The 19,646-nt window shown below is 41.4% G+C and carries 10 protein-coding genes; all 10 read right to left on the reverse strand.

All coding sequences use genetic code 11. The features are described from left to right. Nucleotides 1-21: 21 nt before the first annotated feature. Nucleotides 22-3,183 carry a SusC/RagA family TonB-linked outer membrane protein gene (locus VK541_RS10070; protein ID WP_324369547.1) on the reverse strand — a complete coding sequence of 1,054 codons (3,162 nt, stop codon included), beginning with the start codon at nt 3,181-3,183 and terminating at the stop codon, nt 22-24. A gap of 23 nt (nt 3,184-3,206) precedes the next feature. Then, nucleotides 3,207-4,274 (reverse strand): DUF5007 domain-containing protein, encoded by a 1,068-nt coding sequence (locus VK541_RS10075; RefSeq protein ID WP_324369549.1) that lies wholly within the window; start codon nt 4,272-4,274, stop codon nt 3,207-3,209. An 11-nt stretch (nt 4,275-4,285) separates the two neighbouring features. Next, nucleotides 4,286-5,503: a carbohydrate-binding protein gene (locus VK541_RS10080; RefSeq protein WP_324369551.1), complete on the reverse strand. Its 1,218-nt coding sequence runs from the start codon at nt 5,501-5,503 to the stop codon at nt 4,286-4,288. 12 nt (nt 5,504-5,515) lie between these two features. Next, the gene (locus VK541_RS10085; protein ID WP_324369553.1) at nt 5,516-7,087 is read right to left on the reverse strand and encodes a RagB/SusD family nutrient uptake outer membrane protein; all 1,572 of its coding nucleotides are present in this window, start codon (nt 7,085-7,087) and stop codon (nt 5,516-5,518) included. Between the two features lie 34 nt (nt 7,088-7,121). Then, nucleotides 7,122-10,133 carry a SusC/RagA family TonB-linked outer membrane protein gene (locus VK541_RS10090; protein ID WP_324369556.1) on the reverse strand — a complete coding sequence of 1,004 codons (3,012 nt, stop codon included), beginning with the start codon at nt 10,131-10,133 and terminating at the stop codon, nt 7,122-7,124. A gap of 508 nt (nt 10,134-10,641) precedes the next feature. After that, nucleotides 10,642-12,468 carry a glycoside hydrolase family 97 protein gene (locus tag VK541_RS10095; protein ID WP_324369557.1) on the reverse strand — a complete coding sequence of 609 codons (1,827 nt, stop codon included), beginning with the start codon at nt 12,466-12,468 and terminating at the stop codon, nt 10,642-10,644. Between the two features lie 69 nt (nt 12,469-12,537). Then, nucleotides 12,538-14,025 carry a glycosyl hydrolase family 28 protein gene (locus tag VK541_RS10100; protein ID WP_324369559.1) on the reverse strand — a complete coding sequence of 496 codons (1,488 nt, stop codon included), beginning with the start codon at nt 14,023-14,025 and terminating at the stop codon, nt 12,538-12,540. Between the two features lie 246 nt (nt 14,026-14,271). Continuing rightward, a complete protein-coding gene (locus VK541_RS10105) occupies nt 14,272-15,654 on the reverse strand; it encodes an alpha-L-fucosidase (RefSeq protein ID WP_324369561.1) in 1,383 nt (460 codons plus the stop codon). 52 nt (nt 15,655-15,706) lie between these two features. Further along, on the reverse strand, nt 15,707-18,796 hold the full coding sequence (locus VK541_RS10110) for a glycosyl hydrolase family 95 catalytic domain-containing protein (protein ID WP_324369563.1): 3,090 nt from the start codon (nt 18,794-18,796) through the stop codon (nt 15,707-15,709). A 48-nt stretch (nt 18,797-18,844) separates the two neighbouring features. Continuing rightward, a partial coding sequence (locus tag VK541_RS10115; RefSeq protein ID WP_324369565.1) for an MFS transporter occupies nt 18,845-19,646 on the reverse strand: 802 nt, incomplete at its 5' end.

Genomic DNA, 19,646 nt, shown 5'->3' on the forward strand with positions numbered 1-19,646 from the left:
TCTGTTGATTATCATAAATCATTAAAATTCTACATTAATTCCAAGGTTGTAAGTACGGGCAACAGGATAGCCACCTGAAGCATCGTACCCCAGGGCAGTTACGTTTTCAGGGTTTGGGCCAGAATAAGAAGACAGCGTAAATACGTTGTTCGATGAGAGGTAAAATCTTAACACATTTATTCCCAGACTTTTGGTGAATTCTTTGTTTAAGGTGTATCCCAGAGAAAGACTATTCAGCTTGAAGTAGGTTCCGTCCTCCTGAAATATAGACTGATTAGATCTGAAGGGATTAATTGTACCCGTTCTGGTATAATCAAAAGGATTCGGATATGTAGCATTCACCGCACCTGGACTGTAGTAATTTAAATCACTCAGCGGTAAGTAAACGCGATCACCGAAAGGATTGTTGACCAGTCTCAGTCTGGAGGCCAAAGCATCGTTGATAATATCTCTTTTCATTGTAAAAGAGCCACTAATGTTTAAAGAAAAGTTCTTGTAGGCAATATAACTGCTTAATCCTCCTGTGACAATTGGCTGAGAATTACCTAAAACCTGCCTGTCCTTTTCTGTAAGTACATAATCACCGTCTGTATCTTCCCATATGGGGTCGCCTGCCTGAAAGAAAGCTGTGGCAGAGGCATCGGTACGGTATAGAAATCCGGTACCAGGATCCACAGGAACACTGGAATTACTGCCATAGACTCCGTTATTTTTTAAGAGAAAATTGGAAAGTGTATTTCGGCCAACACGTAAAACTGTGGCCGGATCTCCTACAGCAGCACCATTCTGAACGATCTGATTCACGTTTCCTGGCAATCTTGTTAAGATGTCATGGTTTATCGCGCCGTTAACTGACAAGCTCCAGTTTACAGGACTGCTTTTTGACAATGGCCTTACCGATACAGTGAGTTCATATCCATAATCCACGAGTCCGGCGTCGTTACTCGATACATTTGAGAATCCGGCCATAGTAGACAGGTCTACAGAACGGCTGAGATTGGTTACTCTTTTTAAATAAGTATCAAATATCAGTCCGACCTTACTGTCAAACAGGTCGACATCTACTCCGAAATTATAAGTCGTATTTGTTGAAGGTTTAAGAACACTATTTGGTAAAGTACCATAATTTAATCCTATTCTAGGTACACCAACATAATTTCCTGTAGGCGTATAGGTGCCATATAATGAATAGATATTACCAGTAGGCTGTATATTGCGGCCCCAGCTTAAACGCATATCGGCAAATGTCAGCCACTTAATATCGGCCAGAAAATTTTCTTTGTTAAAGTTCCAGCGAAAACCTATAGAAGGATTCTTAGAGAACGGATTGTCAAACCCTGAAACAGAAGATGCATCTAAACGGTAGGTCAGGTCCAGTACATATTTCTTTTTATAGTCGTAGGAAAAACCGCTGGCGAATGACACTGTATGTTCTTTGTTGTAATTACCCAGAACCCCCCCTCCTCTTGAATAATAACTGCTTGCGCCAAGAGGTCCCTGGAACTGGTCATTCGGCGTTCGCTGTTGGATAATGAAGGAAGCCTGAAACCTTTTCATGTAAACCTCGCTGAAGGTATTCAGAAAAAAGTTGTGGTCACCGTTTCCTAAGCTTTTAGAATAGGTAAAGCCACTTCTGTTGTAAAGGGTAGAATTACGGTCATTATAAGAGTATACCCCTGAATAAAGGGAATTGGCAGCCGCCGGGGTAAAGGTTTCCTCTACCCCTACAGCGTAATCATAACTTCCGCTTGTAGAAACCCGAAAACCAGGGAACAGCACATAACCCACATCGACATTTGTTCGGAGATTCTTCGTCAAATTGTCATTCTTTATCGCAAGTGATTTTAGCACATCGCCACTGGTTTGAAATAAAGAGGGTCCGGGAAGCAATGTTGAAGCAGCAGCATTGTTACCTACGCCGGTCTGGAAAATCCCCTGGCCGTCGCCCTTATTCTGTTTGCCAATACCACCGGTCAGGTTAATAAAGACACTGAACCTTTCATTGGGTTTATAATTCATATTTGTGGTCAGCGTATAACGCTTAAAGCCAGTATTCTCGATAATGCCATTTTCACCGTAATAACCAAAATTGGTTTTATAATTAAATTTATCGTTACCACCATCAATGTTTAAATTATGACTGGTATTATAAGTAGTACGATAAAAGACATCCTGCCAGTCGGTGGAATTATTAAAGTAAGGACTCAAACTATCGGCTAACATGGGTGTAGAAGCGATCCTTTGTATATCAGAATAGGTTCCTGTTGCCAATATTTCATTGATCTTAGCCTGCCTCTCTGATATACCACCCAATGTTTCACGCAATTTGGGGCTGTTATTGGCAAAGAAATTAGCCGTATAACGAACTCGAGGTATTACTGAATTACCGCGTCGTGTGGTAATCAGGATCACACCGAATGCACCTCTGGAACCATATAATGACGTTGCCTGAGCGTCCTTCAGCACTTCAATACTTTCAATATCTTCAGGAGGGATCAGTGAAAGCGGACTCACACCCGGGCCTGCCGAATTAAATCCATACGTAAATCCACCTGCATCATCTGCTTCCACGGGAACCCCATCAATAACATATAAAGGAGAAGTCGGATTTAAAAATGAACTTGTTCCGGAACCGGATATATCCATTCCTGAAATACCCCTGATAGCTATCGAACCCCGGTAACCTGGTGCTCCGGTATTGACCTGTACATTAAGTCCTGCTACTCTACCCTGCAGCAACTGTTCAGCATTTGAAACCGGTATATCCTGTATCTCTTTGCCACTTACTGTAAAAGAAGCTCCCGTACTGGTCTCTTTCGAACGTTTCTGATAACCTCGGACTACAACTTCATCCATAGCCGATGAAGACACAGCCAAGCCTATATTCAGGGAAACCTGGTCCGGTTTCAATTTAATTTTCTGTTCTTTATATCCGATGTACCGGAAAATAAGCCCTGCCTGCAGGGGAACTGAAATCGTATACCTTCCATTTCCATCTGTTGATGCGATCCCCCTGGGTGCAGTTCCATCTAAAAAAATGGACACTCCCGGAATACCTTCTTTCGTATCTCGATCAACTACAATACCTTTGATAATCACCTGTTGTGATTGCGCAGCCAAATAACCCGGAAAAGCAAGACAGGTTATAAAAACTACGGACAGTAATAATAATTTCTTTGTCATTTTTATAATATTTAGCTTAAGGATTAATACTCATCTTGAAACCTTGGACTTTCATTGCGGAAGTGGAAAATAATTTCCCAGTCCCCTTCACGAAAAATGCTGAAATTAAATGCCAGCCTCCCTGTTTCCCTAATCCCGTCAAAACCCAGCCGGTCATAAACAAATGCTACTGCAGCTTTTGAACCATCACTGGTAGTGTATTTTGTTGGTATTTTGACCAAAGGAATTGGATAGGCAACGTCATACCGTACAAAATCAGGAGTTTGTACCATGTTAAAGCCGTGGATCAGCTCACTCCATTTTGTTTTATTAAAAGCATTTGTATTTATGGGAGCATTGTTCTTATCGATAAACTTAAAAGTAAGTGAATGTCCATCCCCTTTTCTTTTGAAATAAATGTAAACGTCCTTATTCGTGTTAGATAACAGGATTCTGTTATTTTGCCCTACCATGCCGCTCAATTCTGTAGGTAATATAGAATCTTTCTGGAGACCCGTAACTGCATCCCGGTTTGTCGGATCATACGGGCTTTCTCTTAGTGGATTTAAAACCAAATTTTTAATGGTCTTTTCACCTCCTGAATTGGAGACTTTTATGTCAAAAAGATAGCCTCCCGGATTCAGCAGGCCAGAGCCCTGATAATTCGGAATCAAATTATTCGTTGCAGACCTCCATAGCATGAGTTCACCGGATTTTCTCAGTTCCCAAAGAGGATGGTTTTCCAGTTTGCGCTTTGCCTGAATCTCTTCCATACTTTTCTCCAGTCCGTCATATGCTCCTGTCCAAACCAATACAGGCTGCCCGTTGGTAAGATTGTCAGCAGCAGTGCCGTCCATATTCCTGACATTTAACATTTCGAATTTTAGCGGAAGACTAGAATTGTCATAGTTAAGAATATTTGTAAATAGAGTTGTCCTCCCAAGCACGGGAGAGAAGTTTTGTTGCGTGTAGTCTACCCTGTCGCTAAAATAGTCAAGATCGGCAGGAAGATCATACCATTTTTTACACCCGGAAAGTGTTGCAAGCAAGAGGATCAGCATACAAATTGACCTAATGGCAACAAGTGACTTATGTATATTTATAAATTTCATATTGAAACGATTTAATTGACACGTTTAATTACATAATTATTAACCTGAACATCATTGGAATCGTGAAAGAAGCGCATCGAATGATTGCCTTTCGTGAGATGAAATACCGGGCTGGGTACCAACTGCCAAACCCACCAGCCCTTGTTATTTGGAAACGTCATCCGGCCGGTAACATTTTTAAAATCAAACTCAAAATGAAAAAGCAGAGGGTTGACCGCACTTTGATTACCAACCCTGGCGGTTATCATATAATCACCTTCCACCGGAACATTTACCGAATAATTAAGCCATTCGCCGGCCTTTGTCCATCCAAGTGAGTAACTGGCCGTATAGGTTCCGGCAGCATCACTGTACATTTGGCCCAATGTACCGAATGGGGCATCAATGTCAACAAATTCTGCTGATCGATAATTTCCGCCATTTTTGGTTAAATCATCATGAAACCCAATTCCTTCGCCTCCGAGATCAAAATCCTCAGCTTCAATAACAAAACTTTCTCCGGCAACAGAAGGCAGCACAAATGGCCCTGAATAACCGGCCGGCCTGAAAATGCTTTGCTCAAAAGGTTCTGGTTGAGGTCGCGTATACTCCCCGAAACCAAAAGGATGCATTGGATCAAGCACATGAACAATTCCGTTTGAAGTATGAATATTGATGGCATTTGCAGTTGCCTGTATCCAATCCTTTACAAACAGACTTTTCTTGGTGAAATTAAAGTTGATAATCGAAGGTCCGCCACCTTTATACCCACTGGCGTTGGCGGTACTGAGTTTGCCATTCATGGGGTATTCGTAACGCACTGCGGTCAGCATACGGCCATCTGTTGCGACCAGTGAATCTGCAATATAGGAGCCTCTAATGATATACCTGCAAACCATGCTATCCAAAAGTTCGGATGCTATATCTTTCAGATATACCATAGGCTTGCCACGTAATTTCCTGGCGATATTTAATTTAGTAACCACCTGCTCGAAACTTCGGTTGTTAACCGCAAATAAGGTTACATCATTGTTTTTCAGCGTATCGGCCAGGTTAAGTTTGTCAATGACAAACAAAAGGGAATCATATAAACCCGTCTTACTTTTCAGGTAGTCATAGGTGTTTCCTGGAAACACACTGGTCTCATTTACATACTTGTAGTCACCGGTGTCTTTTTTACAGGATGTCCAGATCACAGAAACCACAATCAGTAAGCCTATATTTTTATATAACATTTGTATATTCTTCATAACAATCACTATTTATTTCCAATACGTAGTTTGTTCCAACAATGGGTTTTGAGCGAGTACCGCCTTTGAGACCGGCCAGTAGATCCCTCCGTTTTGGATCAGGGCATTAAATGCCGGATCATTATTTTTGATCCGCTTATATCTGATCAGGTCATACCATCGCCATCCTTCTCCCATCAGTTCCTTTCTGCGTTCCTTGAAGATGGCATCAATAAGACTTCCATCTACGAGCGGATCATAAAGTGTCAATCCCCGGTTGCCTGGTCCGGTAGAGCGCCTCTCATTTAGCAATTGGGTAGCCCCGGCAGCATCTCCCAGGACAACTCTGGCCTCAGCCAGAAGTAACGCCATATCTTCAGGCCGGGTAAACACTACCGAGCTTGCGTATTGAGTCATGGAGCCGTCTGAACCATTTCCCGTTACAGTATTTACAGGAGGGTTATTATCCCGTATAATGAAGACCTTTGTAAAAATCGGGTAGGTTCTGTCGAACGCGCCAAAGTACTTGTCTGATGTTGGTGAAGATGTTATTCTGTCGATGCTAAAACGCTGATCATTGGCCAGGTTAAATATGGATAAGATTGAATCTTTAGGAACATAGATTGCCGGTAAAGGCTTGTTGATTACATAAGGTGCCGCAAGGGTTAGCTCTTCCAGAAAGCCGGAAGATCCGCTCTCTGCATTTAAAAACATATGACTAAAACCGGCAATTATATTAAATTGATTTGTGCCATATTCTCCCCTGAACATTTGGCGACTCTGATCCACATTCATATAAAACATAGATTCTGCAGGAAGAGCCATGTTGTCCAGTACCCATTTTGCCCAGGTGGCGGCTTGGGCATATTTGCCCTGCCAGGCATACACATGAGCCAGAACAGCATAAGCTGAATGTTTTTTTGCAATTTCTTCCTCAATTGCGTAATAGGGAGTTCGGGTCTGTTCCGGTTGATTTGCGTTGTAGACACGAGGCAGGTCAGCCGCAGCGGCAAGCAATTCAGATTCCACAAAAGCAAGTACTGTCTGCTGATTTTCCCGAGGTTTGTTTTCGAACTGCCCGTCATGTGATGTAATGATGAATGGCACATCCCCCCAAATCCTAACGATATAGAAATAGGCAAATGCTCTTAAATAGCGTGCATGGGCCACATCGAGCTTAAGGTCCTGGGGCAAATACCTCGCATCAGATTGTACTATTCCCGGAGCACGCTCTAAAAAGATATTGGCGGCATTAATCACTGCGTAAAATCTTCTCCAGTCTGACAGAGATTCTACAATCGGAAATGCAGCCTGAAGTTTATTTTCCGATATGGATTTCAGGTCAAGCCGCGTAACGCTTCTGAAGTCTCCACCCTGCTTTAATGCAGTCCGTAAATCCCCATATATCCAATGGCGGTCATTATCACAAAATGCGGCCCGGGCCAATCCGTAGATTCCCATCAAGCCTGCCCGGGCATCTTCAACAGACTTGTACATATTAGCTTCGCTAACCAGCCGGCTGGATTGCACATCAAGCATCTTTTTACATGAAGTCAGTGTGATGCTTAAAACCGCAGTTAATAATATTAAAATTCGAATTTTCATTTCTTTAATTTTAAATCTCTATAAAGTCTTATTCCTATAAATCCATCTTAACGCCCAATGTAAAGGTTCTCGGGATCGGCAGACCATAGCCAGTATCATAACCGGTATAGTCTGTTAATTCCGGATCACGACCTGTGTAAGAGGTTATCGTAAATACATTATTGACTGTGGCGTAAATGAACAACTTGTTAATTTTAGATTTTCTACTTTTTAGAAAACCAGTGAGATCATAACCTAATGAAACTGATCTCAGCTTTAGGAAGGAAGCATTTTCAAGAAAAAGATCCTGATCTGCCCGATATGGGACAACACTGCTCCAAGGATTATACATAGGGTATTTATTGTAATCGCCGCGTTTTTCCCAAAAAGTAACCTCTTTGACAGAAGTAATATCATTGGTACTTTGTTGATTGATAAAATCAAAGCGCCTGGACATATCCTGATTGATGATATCACGGCCCAGGTTATAATAAAAGTTCAAACCAAGACTCCAGTTACTATAACGAAAATCATTATTAAAGCCTCCCGAAACAAGCGGCAACGAATGCCCGACTAATTTCCTGTCTTTATCATCAATGGTGTAATCTCCATTTTGATCTTTCCATTTTGCATCACCATTGTTCAATGGTATACCTTGAAAGTTAAGAGGTAGATTTGTATTCGGGTTTACCGGAATTTCACTGGAGGCCGTGTAAATGCCGTCATTCTGCAGCAACCAATATTGATCTACCGATTTACCAACCTGAAGCAATCTGTTACCAACAACAAGTTCGGTTAATCCCCCCGGCAATGCCTTTAACTTATTGCGGTTATAGTTTACATTTAGCGAAGATGTCCACTGTAATCTGTCTTTACCGGCTAATATATCGGCATTAATCGTGGCATCAATACCAGAATTATTTACTACTAAACCAGACTCATAAGCCTGAGCGTATCCATATTCCGCAAAAGCAGGGATACCCATTAACTGATCTTTATCAGCCTTGGAATACACGTCTGCAAAGATATTGACCCTGTTGTTCCATACACCGATATTTAATCCGGCGTTAAACTGCTCACTATAAGCCCAAGGAATATCATATCCAACCCAACCCTGTGTATACGGCCTGTTAAGCGGTGCCACCCCGGAAAATGTACCCAGTCTCGGCTCCCCGGTATAACCAATATCTACTGTATACTGGGGTCCTGCAGCATAACGGTCATCTAACTGAAGACGGCCTACACGGCCATAAGTCGCATGTAGTTTCAGCTCCGAGATTTTAGATCCCGGGTCTAAAAGGTCATTTTTAATGTCCCAGGCTGCAGAAACTATAGGCGAGAAAAACCATCTGCTTGTTGGCTGTGCACCTGAAGAACCATCAGTCCGGAGCATTACTGATAAGCTGTACTTATCTTTGAAACTGTAAGTTCCTTTTCCATAAAAAGAAACCAGGTTATTCTGGACATTATCCAGGAATCGGTACATCAGCGTATTCAGGAATCCCGTGTTCGGCTGGTTTGAAAAATAGGCCGTCAAAGGGTTTTTAGGATCATCGAGTAAGTTGATTTTAATGTAATCACTGGAGCCGCGATAGGCATATCCGTAATTGTAATGATAGGTATCCCATTGGAATGACTGGCCAGCCTCAAGATCAAGGGCATGAATTTGATTCCAGTCCAGTTTATAGCTAAGTGTATTCTCAGCTACCATTCGCTGGTTATACCCGAAATAATTAGAAACGTAACTGTTTGTTTCCAGCAGCGTACTTGGATAAAATATATCCCGGTATCCTTCATTGTAATCGGCAGAAAACCGGGAGTTGATCTTTAACTTTCCAAAAGTAAATCCAAGATTCACATATCCGTTAAGCACATTGGTTTTATTGTCGTCAAACGATTTATCATATTCTCCCAGATAATTCGCATAAAAGTCTTTATTCGGTGAAATTGGATTACTTAAATCCGGAAAATATCTTTCCTCCGCAAAACGGTCCCGCTGATATCTGTTTCTGTCCCTTACCAACTGATTCCCGTTAATTGAAGTAATTATGCTCAACCATTTGATCGGCTTCATTAGTATGGTAAAAGCGACGCTATATCTGCTTATGCCTGTTCCGTCTGCCACACCATTATTGCGCTGGTTACCTAAAGAGGCCCGGAAGTTTGCCCTTTCCGAACCACCAGTAATACTTGCGTTGGCGGAATATTCCAGAGAATTCCTGTAATACAGATCGGTCCAGTTCGAAGGACCATAATAAATGGAATACAGGGAATCCCGAAGATAGGCAGGTATATTCTGACTGTCCTCAAGCGTCCCGAACTGATTATAGAATGGTTTTCTGAAATTATATTCAGAAGCCCCGTTGATGGTTTCAATACTGTTATGGGTAGCAAGACCGATATAAGAATTGAAAGAAACCTGTTTTTTCAACTGGGGATTCTTGGTGCGTATGTATATCACCCCGTTAGCCGCCCTGGGTCCGTATATTGCAGCTTCTGACAAATCATTCATTACTGTAATGGAAGCGATATTATCCGGATCGATCCCGGCCAATAAATTGGTTGCCGGCCCTATTCTGTTAAAATCATATTGCTGGATGTCATATACAAAGGGGTGCTCCTTAGAAATCAGCGGAACACCATCCAGAACAATTAGCGGCTGGGAAGCGAATAAGTCCTTTGCAGAAAGCAGTGGTACCGAAGTGCCGTGCATAAAAATATTCTGCTCAGTCCCCGGCTCACCATTTGGCTCCTGAACATATATGCCCGCTGCCTGACCTTTTATATATTGCTGCAGGGAAACTCCAGGAAACAAAGAAACCTTATCAGATTTTATAGTGGTGTTGTTAAACCGCCCGATGTGGATCGCTTTCCGGGTAGCACGCAGCGTATCCCTGTCTAAAGAATCCGATAAAGAAGTGTCAACAGCACTGGTATCCTGCTTGCCTATCTCCTGAGGAGAAAGCTTACTATACCTTAAGGCCTTGTTTTCTATTCCATATGCGAGGCCGGAGCCCAAACCGGAAAGCACAAAAGAACAGAGCCACAAAAAAAATACAAAACGCATAATCATTGAGTTTAGATAGTATAATTGGTACAAATGAATAAGTCTGGAAAATTAAAAGTACGTCTGCAGAGGGTTCAACGCTGAATGCGGACAGGTCTTAATGCATTTCCAGATTTCATTGCAATCGCCATGACTGCGCTAAAAAAAAAATCAGAATGATTGGTAAATTTGAACAAGGAATCCTGTTCATAGTTGAAGAATGCCTGTATCAATTTAAATGTTTTTTTGACATTTAAATTTATGGGCAATTGATTTTTGAAGTAAAAAAAATGCATAAATTCAGATTTAAATATTTGGTTTGTTAGAAATAAAGAAAATGTTCCCCTATCAATTTATTACTATAACAACACGAATTCTTTTTCATACTCATTAGAATATAAAAAATATTCATGCGGCTTTAATTTTCGTAGAACATCCCGGAGATACATTTTGGTTTTAGGGACCACCTAACTATTAAAGAATTGGCATCAGATGCTTAAGTGTTCACAAGCAGGTACATTAAAGCCGATTATGGTTGGATCATCATAGCCAAACCACCACTTGCCTTGATTTCAAATGGAAAATAATCGCCTTTTTTTACATTGATAACGCGCTTTGAAATGTTGCCTTTAGCTGAATCTTCATAAATGGTTGCCGTATACTTTTTACCGGATTGCAGGAAGTCCAATACGATGTTACCTTTCCAGTCCTTTAAGCCGGCAGCACTTCCGACGAACCAAGTATCATTTTTACGGCGGGCAACACTTATATTTTCACCGATTTCGCCCATCAGATACCGGGACTCGTTCCATGTTGTGGGCACATATTTAAAAAATTCAATTTCATCCCAGTTGGTGTAATCTTTGGGTCTTCCATACCAGAATATAGACTGAAGAGGGCTAAAATAAACAACTGTTAAGGCAAGCTGCTGGGCTTTACTGACCTTAAGATTTTTACTGAAACTATTTTTAGGGTTTGGAAAACAAAATGTAAAGTCAGCAGCTCCCGCCAGAAACCGGGTATATGGTAAAACTGTGGTATGAAATGCATCCGGGCTGTTTTCATCCCCTCTGATTCCTTCCTGGGATAATAAAGCAGGACGTGTTCTGTTTAAGCCAGTGGGCTTATAATTATCATGAATATTCAGAAGTAAACCGGCGTCGTTCACTTTTTTAATAGCACCTGCCAGCCAGGTAATTCCTTTTTGGGTAAAACCGTCTACGAAACCAAATTTCAATCCACTTATGCCCCACTGCTTATACAATGGCAGAATGGTATCTAAATGATTTCTAAGCCCTATATAATTAACGTAAAGAATTACACCAATCCCATTTTCTTTTCCATATTGAATCACTTTTTGAAGATCAAGCTGTGGGATAGCAACTGCAGGGTCAGATGAAAGTGCCCTTTCCGGACCATACCAACCCGCGTCAAACATAATGTATTGAAAATTAAGTTTTTCTGCCAGATCTATGCAGTCCATTCCGCTTTGTGTGTTGAGTTCGGATCTGATTAATTTACCTGGTTTTATCCAGGCTGGTATTTTTTTATAAGGCTGTTCACTTAACTTAAGCGGCAGTTCACTGTACCTGTGAAGTCCAATGGCAGATTCCGAAAAACTAACAGTCCGCCAGGGTGTTTGAAATGGCAAAACTGCATTAACCAAGACATCTCTGGCGAAAGAAACTTCCAGACTATTGGAAGAAGCCCCGCGTGCGAGTTCCGCTTTCGTATAATTGTCATTACTTGCCTCACCAATACTCAAGAATAATTTTCCGCTGGTCAAAGTAGATGGAAGATCACTTGTGGTCTTCATAGAATCGATTTCTATTGGTGTAAAAACTGATTCATGATGGTACTGATAGATCTTGAAAGAATCGGTAAAATTGAATTGCGTAACTTCTTTTTTGACGATCAGCTTTTTTATGCCATTTTGCTCGGGTAAGATGTATCGAAATGCAATGCTTCCATTATATGCACGAATCAGAATTTTGTATTTTAATGTTCCAGCGCTGCAGTTAATATTTAACTCGTTGTAACTATTTTTTATGACATCGTTCTCTCCTATGCTCCAGGAAATATTTTCAGAATGACTTTTTTGTGATTGTGAGCGAATGATCGTTTTGTCACCTGCACCCGCATCGTTTAAATCCAGACCAAGCTTGGACCATGCCAATACTTCTTTGCCAGCATAAACAGTCCGGTATTGCAAATTGCCTTCGGAAGTGAGGTTAAGTTCAAATCGGGTCTCTTTATCCGGAGACTGTGCTGTTGCTATTTGTTTTACTTGTGAAATAGCCGGGAAACCAGTTATAACCAAAACCAATAAAACGATTATGGATTTGCATTTTTTCATATTTTTATCTTATTACTATTTTTTTAATTCTTGAGGCTTGACAACTATCTTCCGCAAATATAAACTGCGTTATTTGGTGGGGGAGATGAATTTTACTTCTTCCACATGTTCACCAATAAGAATATTTGCCAAATCTCCCGTTTTATACCAGGCCGGTTTTCCGGGCATATTATCAGCAATTACTTTTCCATTTATGATGAGGTTATCAAAAGTAATGTTCCTGATACCTCTGGTTTCATCATAACCCGTAATAACAGATAAATTGGCCTGATTACCTGTATAAGAAATATCTTTAAAATAAATATTTTCAATCCCTCTTCCTGCCGATGTATTGTATTTTCGATTAAACATCACCCTCATGTTTACCAGCTGGCCTTTCCTGATGTTTTCTACACGGATATCATTAAAGCTGATATCTCTTATCAGGTTACTATCCCCTGCATTCAGGGAAAGGCAGCCCTGGTAATCCAATTGATTCTCATACTGGTCAAGAACATCTATGTTTGTAAATTTCATATTCCCAAGGGTTTCAGGATTCTTCGAATTACCGTGTGTTCCGATCTGTATCGGGTGAGCCACGTCGGCCCACAGTACAGAGTTCTGCACAGTTAGGTTCTTTACATCGCCATAGTAAGCCCATCTGTGTCCATAGATGGCAATACAATCATCTGCATTTCTCATAAATACCCGGTCAATCAACACATTCGTACTGCTAAAGATATCCAGTCCGTCTGCATTTCCTCCTGAACTAAATGATTTGAAATTACTGATCGTCACGTCTTTTGATTGCCCAACAAGCACACTGTATTTATCAGGTATCACTATAAAACCGTTGATTTCAATATTTTTGGAGAATTCAACTGTTATTTCATCGTTGCGTGTTCGTCTGAAACTTGTCTTTGGAGCAGGATTTTCAGAAGGAATCTGAGCAATCGCTACCTGGGTTAGAATCCCCCGGCCAAGAATACGAACGTTCTCTGCCTTGCTAATTGTTAAACTTCCCTGTACAATTGCTCCCCCTGCAATGTATACGGTTTTGTTGGATGGTATTTTTAGATCTCCTATATAATGTATTCCTGGTCCGTAATAGACCACACTGGTATCAGATGGCAAGGGTTTTGTAGTTTCCAGGGGATTTGCAAAAAGCTGAAGGTTGTGAAAAATATCACCATTTACTTCCACAGATAGATTTCTTGGCTCTGTTAAAGAAAAAGTGATTGTATTGCCCTTTACAGATTTAACAATGCCATGAGAAGACGGCCGGATCTTTACTTCTTTTACCGGACCTTTATTATAGGTAACCGAGACTTCCACCTTCCCGGAAAAATCAAAATAAGCAAAAGATGTAGTTTGTATTATATTTTTATTATTAACCACTTCAGCAACTTTGGCCGGGTAAGAATGAACTGATTGCCATTGCTTTCCCGCTTCTCTTACTTTTACGGTATAATCCGGATTTAAAATGCTGCCTTTGGGTGCGCTGTAGGTGATAAGCTGCGCATAGGTATACTGGCAAAAGATTAAAAACAGACACAGGGAGAATGATGTTTTATTCATTAGATATTAGGGCTAGGGTTATAAATCTGCGTTTCAAAAAACATACAGCTGCTGAAGCAGATCTATGCCTTTTTGAACTCAGACACCGAATTTTAATGCTTATACTCTTAAAAGAAAAATTCTGTATTCAAACACACTTAAGTCCTGTTAAGGGATTCGAATTAATCTTTGCTGGGGATTTTATATAAAGTCATCTTCATCGGCATAATAAACCGGAAACCATAGCTACCTGTTTCCGGGCTGCAGTTATCTCTTAATTTTCAGGGCAATTGTGGTCACAACGGAGTCTAACAGTCTTGGATCTATAGAAAATATAATCCCTGCTTTATCCTGTTTGAAATTCACTTTTTGACCGTTTAAAACTTTGCAGGAAACGACTCTTTGCGCTATAGGCGGCAACTTAACTTCATTACTTCCTGCAGGCAACTTTAACAAGTGGATATAGATCATATTTCCTTTGTAAGTCGCACCATAGACCTCATCAACTGGCTGAAAAGGACCTGGACGCGTCCCATAGATGCTTTCTCCGTTTTTTGTCAGCCAATCCCCCACTTCCTTTAAACGGGCAACGTGAGTAGGCGGGATCACGCCATCAGGATCCGGCCCAACATTCAGCAGCATGTTGCCACCCCTGTCCACGGTATTGACCAGCATATCAACTAAGCTTTTAACGGACATTAATCTTTGTGCGGTATTATAACCCCAGCTTGAGCCGTTCAGGTTTAAACATTTCTCCCATGGAATAGGGATGATCGGGCCTTTAACAGGCGCATTGCCCTCATTCGTCTCGAAATCACCGACCATGCCGGACCTTGGATTGATCACGATATCCGGCTGATAACTGCGTACCATTCCATTGAGCTTCAATGGCTCCCAAAACCAGGCTGCGTCCGCGTCACCTCCTTTATGTGCCAGCCACCCCCCATCATACCATAAGATATCCACCTTGCCATAATTTTTCATCAGTTCTTCGACCTGCCCGTAGGTTTGTTTTTTCAGCAATGCAGCGTTTTCAGGTAGTCCTTTTGGATTAAAGTAGCCCGGAAAGCGCCAGTCAAGAGGTGAATAGTATATACCCACCTTTAGCCCGGCTTTGCGACAGGCATGTGTATATTCCTTTACAAAATCGTGGTGGGCCGCAGTTTCCCAGCTATTAAAATGAGCATAGCTTGCCGGACTGTTCCACATCGCGAAGCCATCGTGGTGCCTGGCAACCATGACCATATACTTCATCCCGGCTTCCTTCGCTACCTTTGCCCATTCGGCGCCGCTGAAGTGTTGGGGATTAAACTGACCAGCCAGTTTTGCATATTCTTCTGCGGGGATCTTTTTGTTGAACATCGTCCATTCCCCGGTAGCCGGGATGGCATATAGTCCCCAATGTATAAACATGCCGAATTTTTGGTCCTCCCACCATTGCATTTTTTCCGGAGAAAGGTTCGAGCCTGGGCCTGACACCCCTTTACCTGCACCTTTCAAACCTGCATAATTCGTTTTATCCATAGACTTCCGTTCATCAGCACCCATGTCCTGGCCCTTTACTGAAAGTGAAACTATCAGCAATCCAAATAACAGGGCAAGCATGTTTAGGTGGAAAATTTTTGTACGTGTATTTTCTGTTATTCTCATTTTAGCATATTGATTAATTGTAATTGAATAATAGATGACATTTTGATTTATATCAAAGTGACGACAATTCATAGGTCACATTTTCCTCTGAATCTAAAGCAAGTATATAATTTCCATTCTCTTTAACAGTCTTTGTGTTCTGTCCCGTTATATGGAAAGGAACACTGGCTCTTATTTTGCATACTTCCCCGCTCAATGATTTGATTTTAGCGTTTGTCAAACGGCCATTCTTCCAATTGATACTCACTTCAAAACCACCTCTGGCTTTAAGCCCGGTAATTGATCCATTGGGCCAGGCTGCAGGCAGGGCAGGTAAAATATCAAGTACGTAGGCATCGATTTCAGATTTTTGAGTAGTTTGGTAACTTTCACTGCTTTGCAGTAAGGTCCCCGTAATCCCCGAGACCGCCCCAAAGTTGCCGTCAATCTGAAATGGAGGATGTGCATCAAAAAGATTTGCATAAGTACCTCCCGCATTTGCCATTACTGTTTTAGTGTCATTTGTATATCTGAGCTGGTAAGAAAGTAATTTATGTACATGGTCTCCATTTCGAAGCATTGCCCAGAAATTTTCCTTCCATGCAATAGACCATCCGGTTCCATCATCACCGCGCAATTCTAGTGACTTTTTTGCTGCTGCAGCTAATTTTGGAGTTCCCAGCGCAGTAATCTGATGACCCGGATATAGTGGAAACAGGTGAGAAACATGGCGGTGACCCATATCATCTGAATTTAAATCCCAATCCTCATTCCATTCCATCAACTGGCCAGCCCTACCGATTTGAAGCGGGCGAATCTGGTTCCGGGCCTTAATCACCTTTTGCTGAAAATCAATATCCAGATTCAGTTCAGCACAGGAATGGATAACATTATTAAACAAATCCCATACGATAGCTCTTTCCATTGTAGCGCCTTCAGTAACGTTACTTTTAATACCGCTGTTAGTAGTAAAATTATTTTCCGGAGATGTAGAAGGAGAAGTCACCAGGTATCCGGACTTATCCTCAATCATTGTCGCCATGTAAAATTCAGCTGCACCCTTAAGGGTAGGATATATTGATTTTAAATATGCTTTGTCCCTTCCAAATGCATAATGCTCCCATAAATGTTGGCAAACCCAGCCACTGCTTCCTGAAAAGACACCCCAGGGCAAAGCAGCCCCCGGACTTGTCCAGCCCCAGGGGTTAGTGGTGTATCCATAAAACCATCCAGGCGTTTCAGGCCCATAATAAGCTTTTGCCGTTTTTATACCTGATTCTTTCAATGCCTGTGTCATTCGGATCATTGGTAAATGCAGTTCAGAAAGATTTGTCTGTTCAGCCTGCCAATAATTCATTTCATAATTAATATTCGATTTATAATCGCACTTCCATGGCAGGTCCAGTCCGTCACCCCATATCCCCTGAGAATTGGATGGCAATGGGTTGTCCGGACGACTTGATGAGATCAGCAGGTAGCGGCCATATTGATAGAACAGTGCAACAAACGCCGGATCTTTTGTACCATCATGATATGTCTTTAAACGCTGATCTGTAGGCTTTTGGATAGCATCCGCATCACCAAGATCAAAATTTACACGTCTGAAATATTTTTGATAATCCCGGATATGTGCCTCTTTCAGTTGGGCATAAGATTTTGACAAAGCCACCTCCGTGTGCTTGGTGACTGCATTGTGCGGATTTTGTCCTTTAAATCTCAGGGCATAATCAAGGATATAAGATGTACCGGCGGTAACTAGCAAAGTAACTTCATCTGCATTCTCCACCAAGAGCCTGTCCCGGTCGCCTTTTATCATTCCGCCTTTATTAATTACGGTTAACTGTATTTCATAAGCCAGGGTGTTACCAGTATTTCCGATCATGATCAATTTATTAGGAGCTACAAACCTTGTTTGGGCTCTTTCAAGCCTTGTTAAATTAACATTAAAAGTGAGCCCCGCCTTTTTACTACTGGTAAGATGTTGCATCATAACACCATCTGCTGCACTTGAAAAAGTCTCGCGGGCATAGCTGACTGCCCCCGCTTTAAATGAAACACCTGCAAGTGCCTTATCAATGTCAAGCCAGCGATAATAATCAGTTATCACACCTTTTGGTAAACTAAATTGCAGCGAAAGGTCTCCCAGTGTCTGGTAGGAGGCATTGTATGGGGCAGAAGAAGTAAAATGTGTGCTTGTCAGTTGTTGAGCTTCTTTATACATTCCCTGCCGGATTGCTTTTCTGATTGTGTCCAGATGAAGGTATGCTCCTTTTCTGTCCGCATCAGGTTGTGGGTCACCGGACCATACTGTAATGTCATTCAATTGAAAACGCTCCCGTTCAGGCTTTCCGAAGATCATTGCGCCAAAACGGCCATTTCCGATTGGAAGAGCCTCTGTCCATTGACTTGCCGGAGCCTTATACCATAGTGTGGAATTATTTATCGCCATGGATTTTATTCCCAAAACCGGATGCAAAAACCCAAGCTCTAGTCGATTTGGGCTGGTAGATCTATAATTTCCGGAATTGCTGTTTAAATCCCATTCAGTTACAGGCAGGAATGGACTCCTTTTCAAGGTTCTTTCTTTCAATTTTTCAATTTCAGTACCTGTCAATGCCCGGTTATATATTGCAATCCTGTTCATATCGCCATGAAAATAATTCTGGCCCTGAGCATCTGCACCAATTCGCAATGGGTAACTTGTATGTCTGATTGCCCTAAGGCCAGGCCGGGAAATCATCGCAATTTCCTTCCCATCCATGTAAAGCTTAAAAATTCCTTTTGACCGACTAAATACACCAGCGATGTGAATCCATTTACCTAAAGGCAAAGTTTCTGATTTGCTACTGATCTGCTCAGTTCCTGCAACCATCCACAATTTATTATTTTTTCCAACTCCCAGCAGGAATCCGCCTGAGCCTGAAGATTGGTATTTATCAATAATTCTTGTATTTTCATACTGACCTTCATTAATCTTTATCCATGCCTCCAGGGAAACTTCTTCGGAAAGGTCTAAATCTGGAATATGATCTGCTTCCAATATATTATTTTCATTGAATGAAAGACCTTTTTCTTCATCGGAATGAAATGAAGACATTCCAATCGATACCACACATGCGGTGGCGATTGCTACAATGAACTTGAATCTATTAAAGCGTTTCATTTATTGCATATATTAGGATATTTTGATCATCATGGTGAATTTCAAATATTAATGTTTGACTTTAAATAATTTAACACCAAACATAAAAATCACAAAATAGCAGATGATAGGCAGATAATATGCCTGCGCCACATCGTAATTGGCTATCTTTCCCATAAAATAAGGCAATACCGCTCCCCCAACTACACCCATAGAAATAAAAGAAGAGGCTTGCTGAGTATGCTTACCAAGATTCTTTAATCCTAAACTAAATATCGTCGGGAACATAATGCTAAAAAAGAAGTTTAAACTGAACAGCATACAATAGGATGCCCAGCCCCAGCTTTGCGCTATAATAACACAGGCCACTATACTGCAGAAAGCAAAAGCGGCCAGGATTTTATTTGGTGCAATATATTTCATCAGGTAAGTCCCTACAAAACGGCCTATTGCCATCATAGCCATGAACAGCACCATAAAGTTTCCAGCCTTTTCATCTGTAAAACCCATTTTTTCATGTCCGTAATTAATAAAATAACTCCAAGTGCCAGCCTGGGCGGCAACATTGAAAAACTGTGCAATGGCAGCCCACACAAAATGACGATGCTGGTATAACTTTTTATCAGGAGCCGTATCCACATTAACCATGTCAGGATCACTTATCTCTGATACAGAGGCATGGGGATCAACTAATGCAGGAATCTTTATAAAGAAAAAGGCAATAGCTACGAACACGATAAAGCCGCCTAAACCCACATAAAGAGTTTTTACAGAATCAAGACTATGACCCTGAGCACCTGATGTCGCGCGCAATAAAAAATAGGTGCCGATCGCAGGACCTATAATCGCACCCACAGCATTGAATGACTGG

This window comes from Pedobacter sp. (genome assembly GCF_035317785.1).
Taxonomy (GTDB): domain Bacteria; phylum Bacteroidota; class Bacteroidia; order Sphingobacteriales; family Sphingobacteriaceae; genus Pedobacter.

Coding starts and splice junctions, on each gene's coding strand:
- VK541_RS10070 (WP_324369547.1), bottom strand. CDS start 3,183: ATGACAAAGAAATTATTATTACTGTCCGTAGTTTTTATAACCTGTCTT.
- VK541_RS10075 (WP_324369549.1), bottom strand. CDS start 4,274: ATGAAATTTATAAATATACATAAGTCACTTGTTGCCATTAGGTCAATT.
- VK541_RS10080 (WP_324369551.1), bottom strand. CDS start 5,503: ATGAAGAATATACAAATGTTATATAAAAATATAGGCTTACTGATTGTG.
- VK541_RS10085 (WP_324369553.1), bottom strand. CDS start 7,087: ATGAAAATTCGAATTTTAATATTATTAACTGCGGTTTTAAGCATCACA.
- VK541_RS10090 (WP_324369556.1), bottom strand. CDS start 10,133: ATGCGTTTTGTATTTTTTTTGTGGCTCTGTTCTTTTGTGCTTTCCGGT.
- VK541_RS10095 (WP_324369557.1), bottom strand. CDS start 12,468: ATGAAAAAATGCAAATCCATAATCGTTTTATTGGTTTTGGTTATAACT.
- VK541_RS10100 (WP_324369559.1), bottom strand. CDS start 14,025: ATGAATAAAACATCATTCTCCCTGTGTCTGTTTTTAATCTTTTGCCAG.
- VK541_RS10105 (WP_324369561.1), bottom strand. CDS start 15,654: ATGAGAATAACAGAAAATACACGTACAAAAATTTTCCACCTAAACATG.
- VK541_RS10110 (WP_324369563.1), bottom strand. CDS start 18,796: ATGAAACGCTTTAATAGATTCAAGTTCATTGTAGCAATCGCCACCGCA.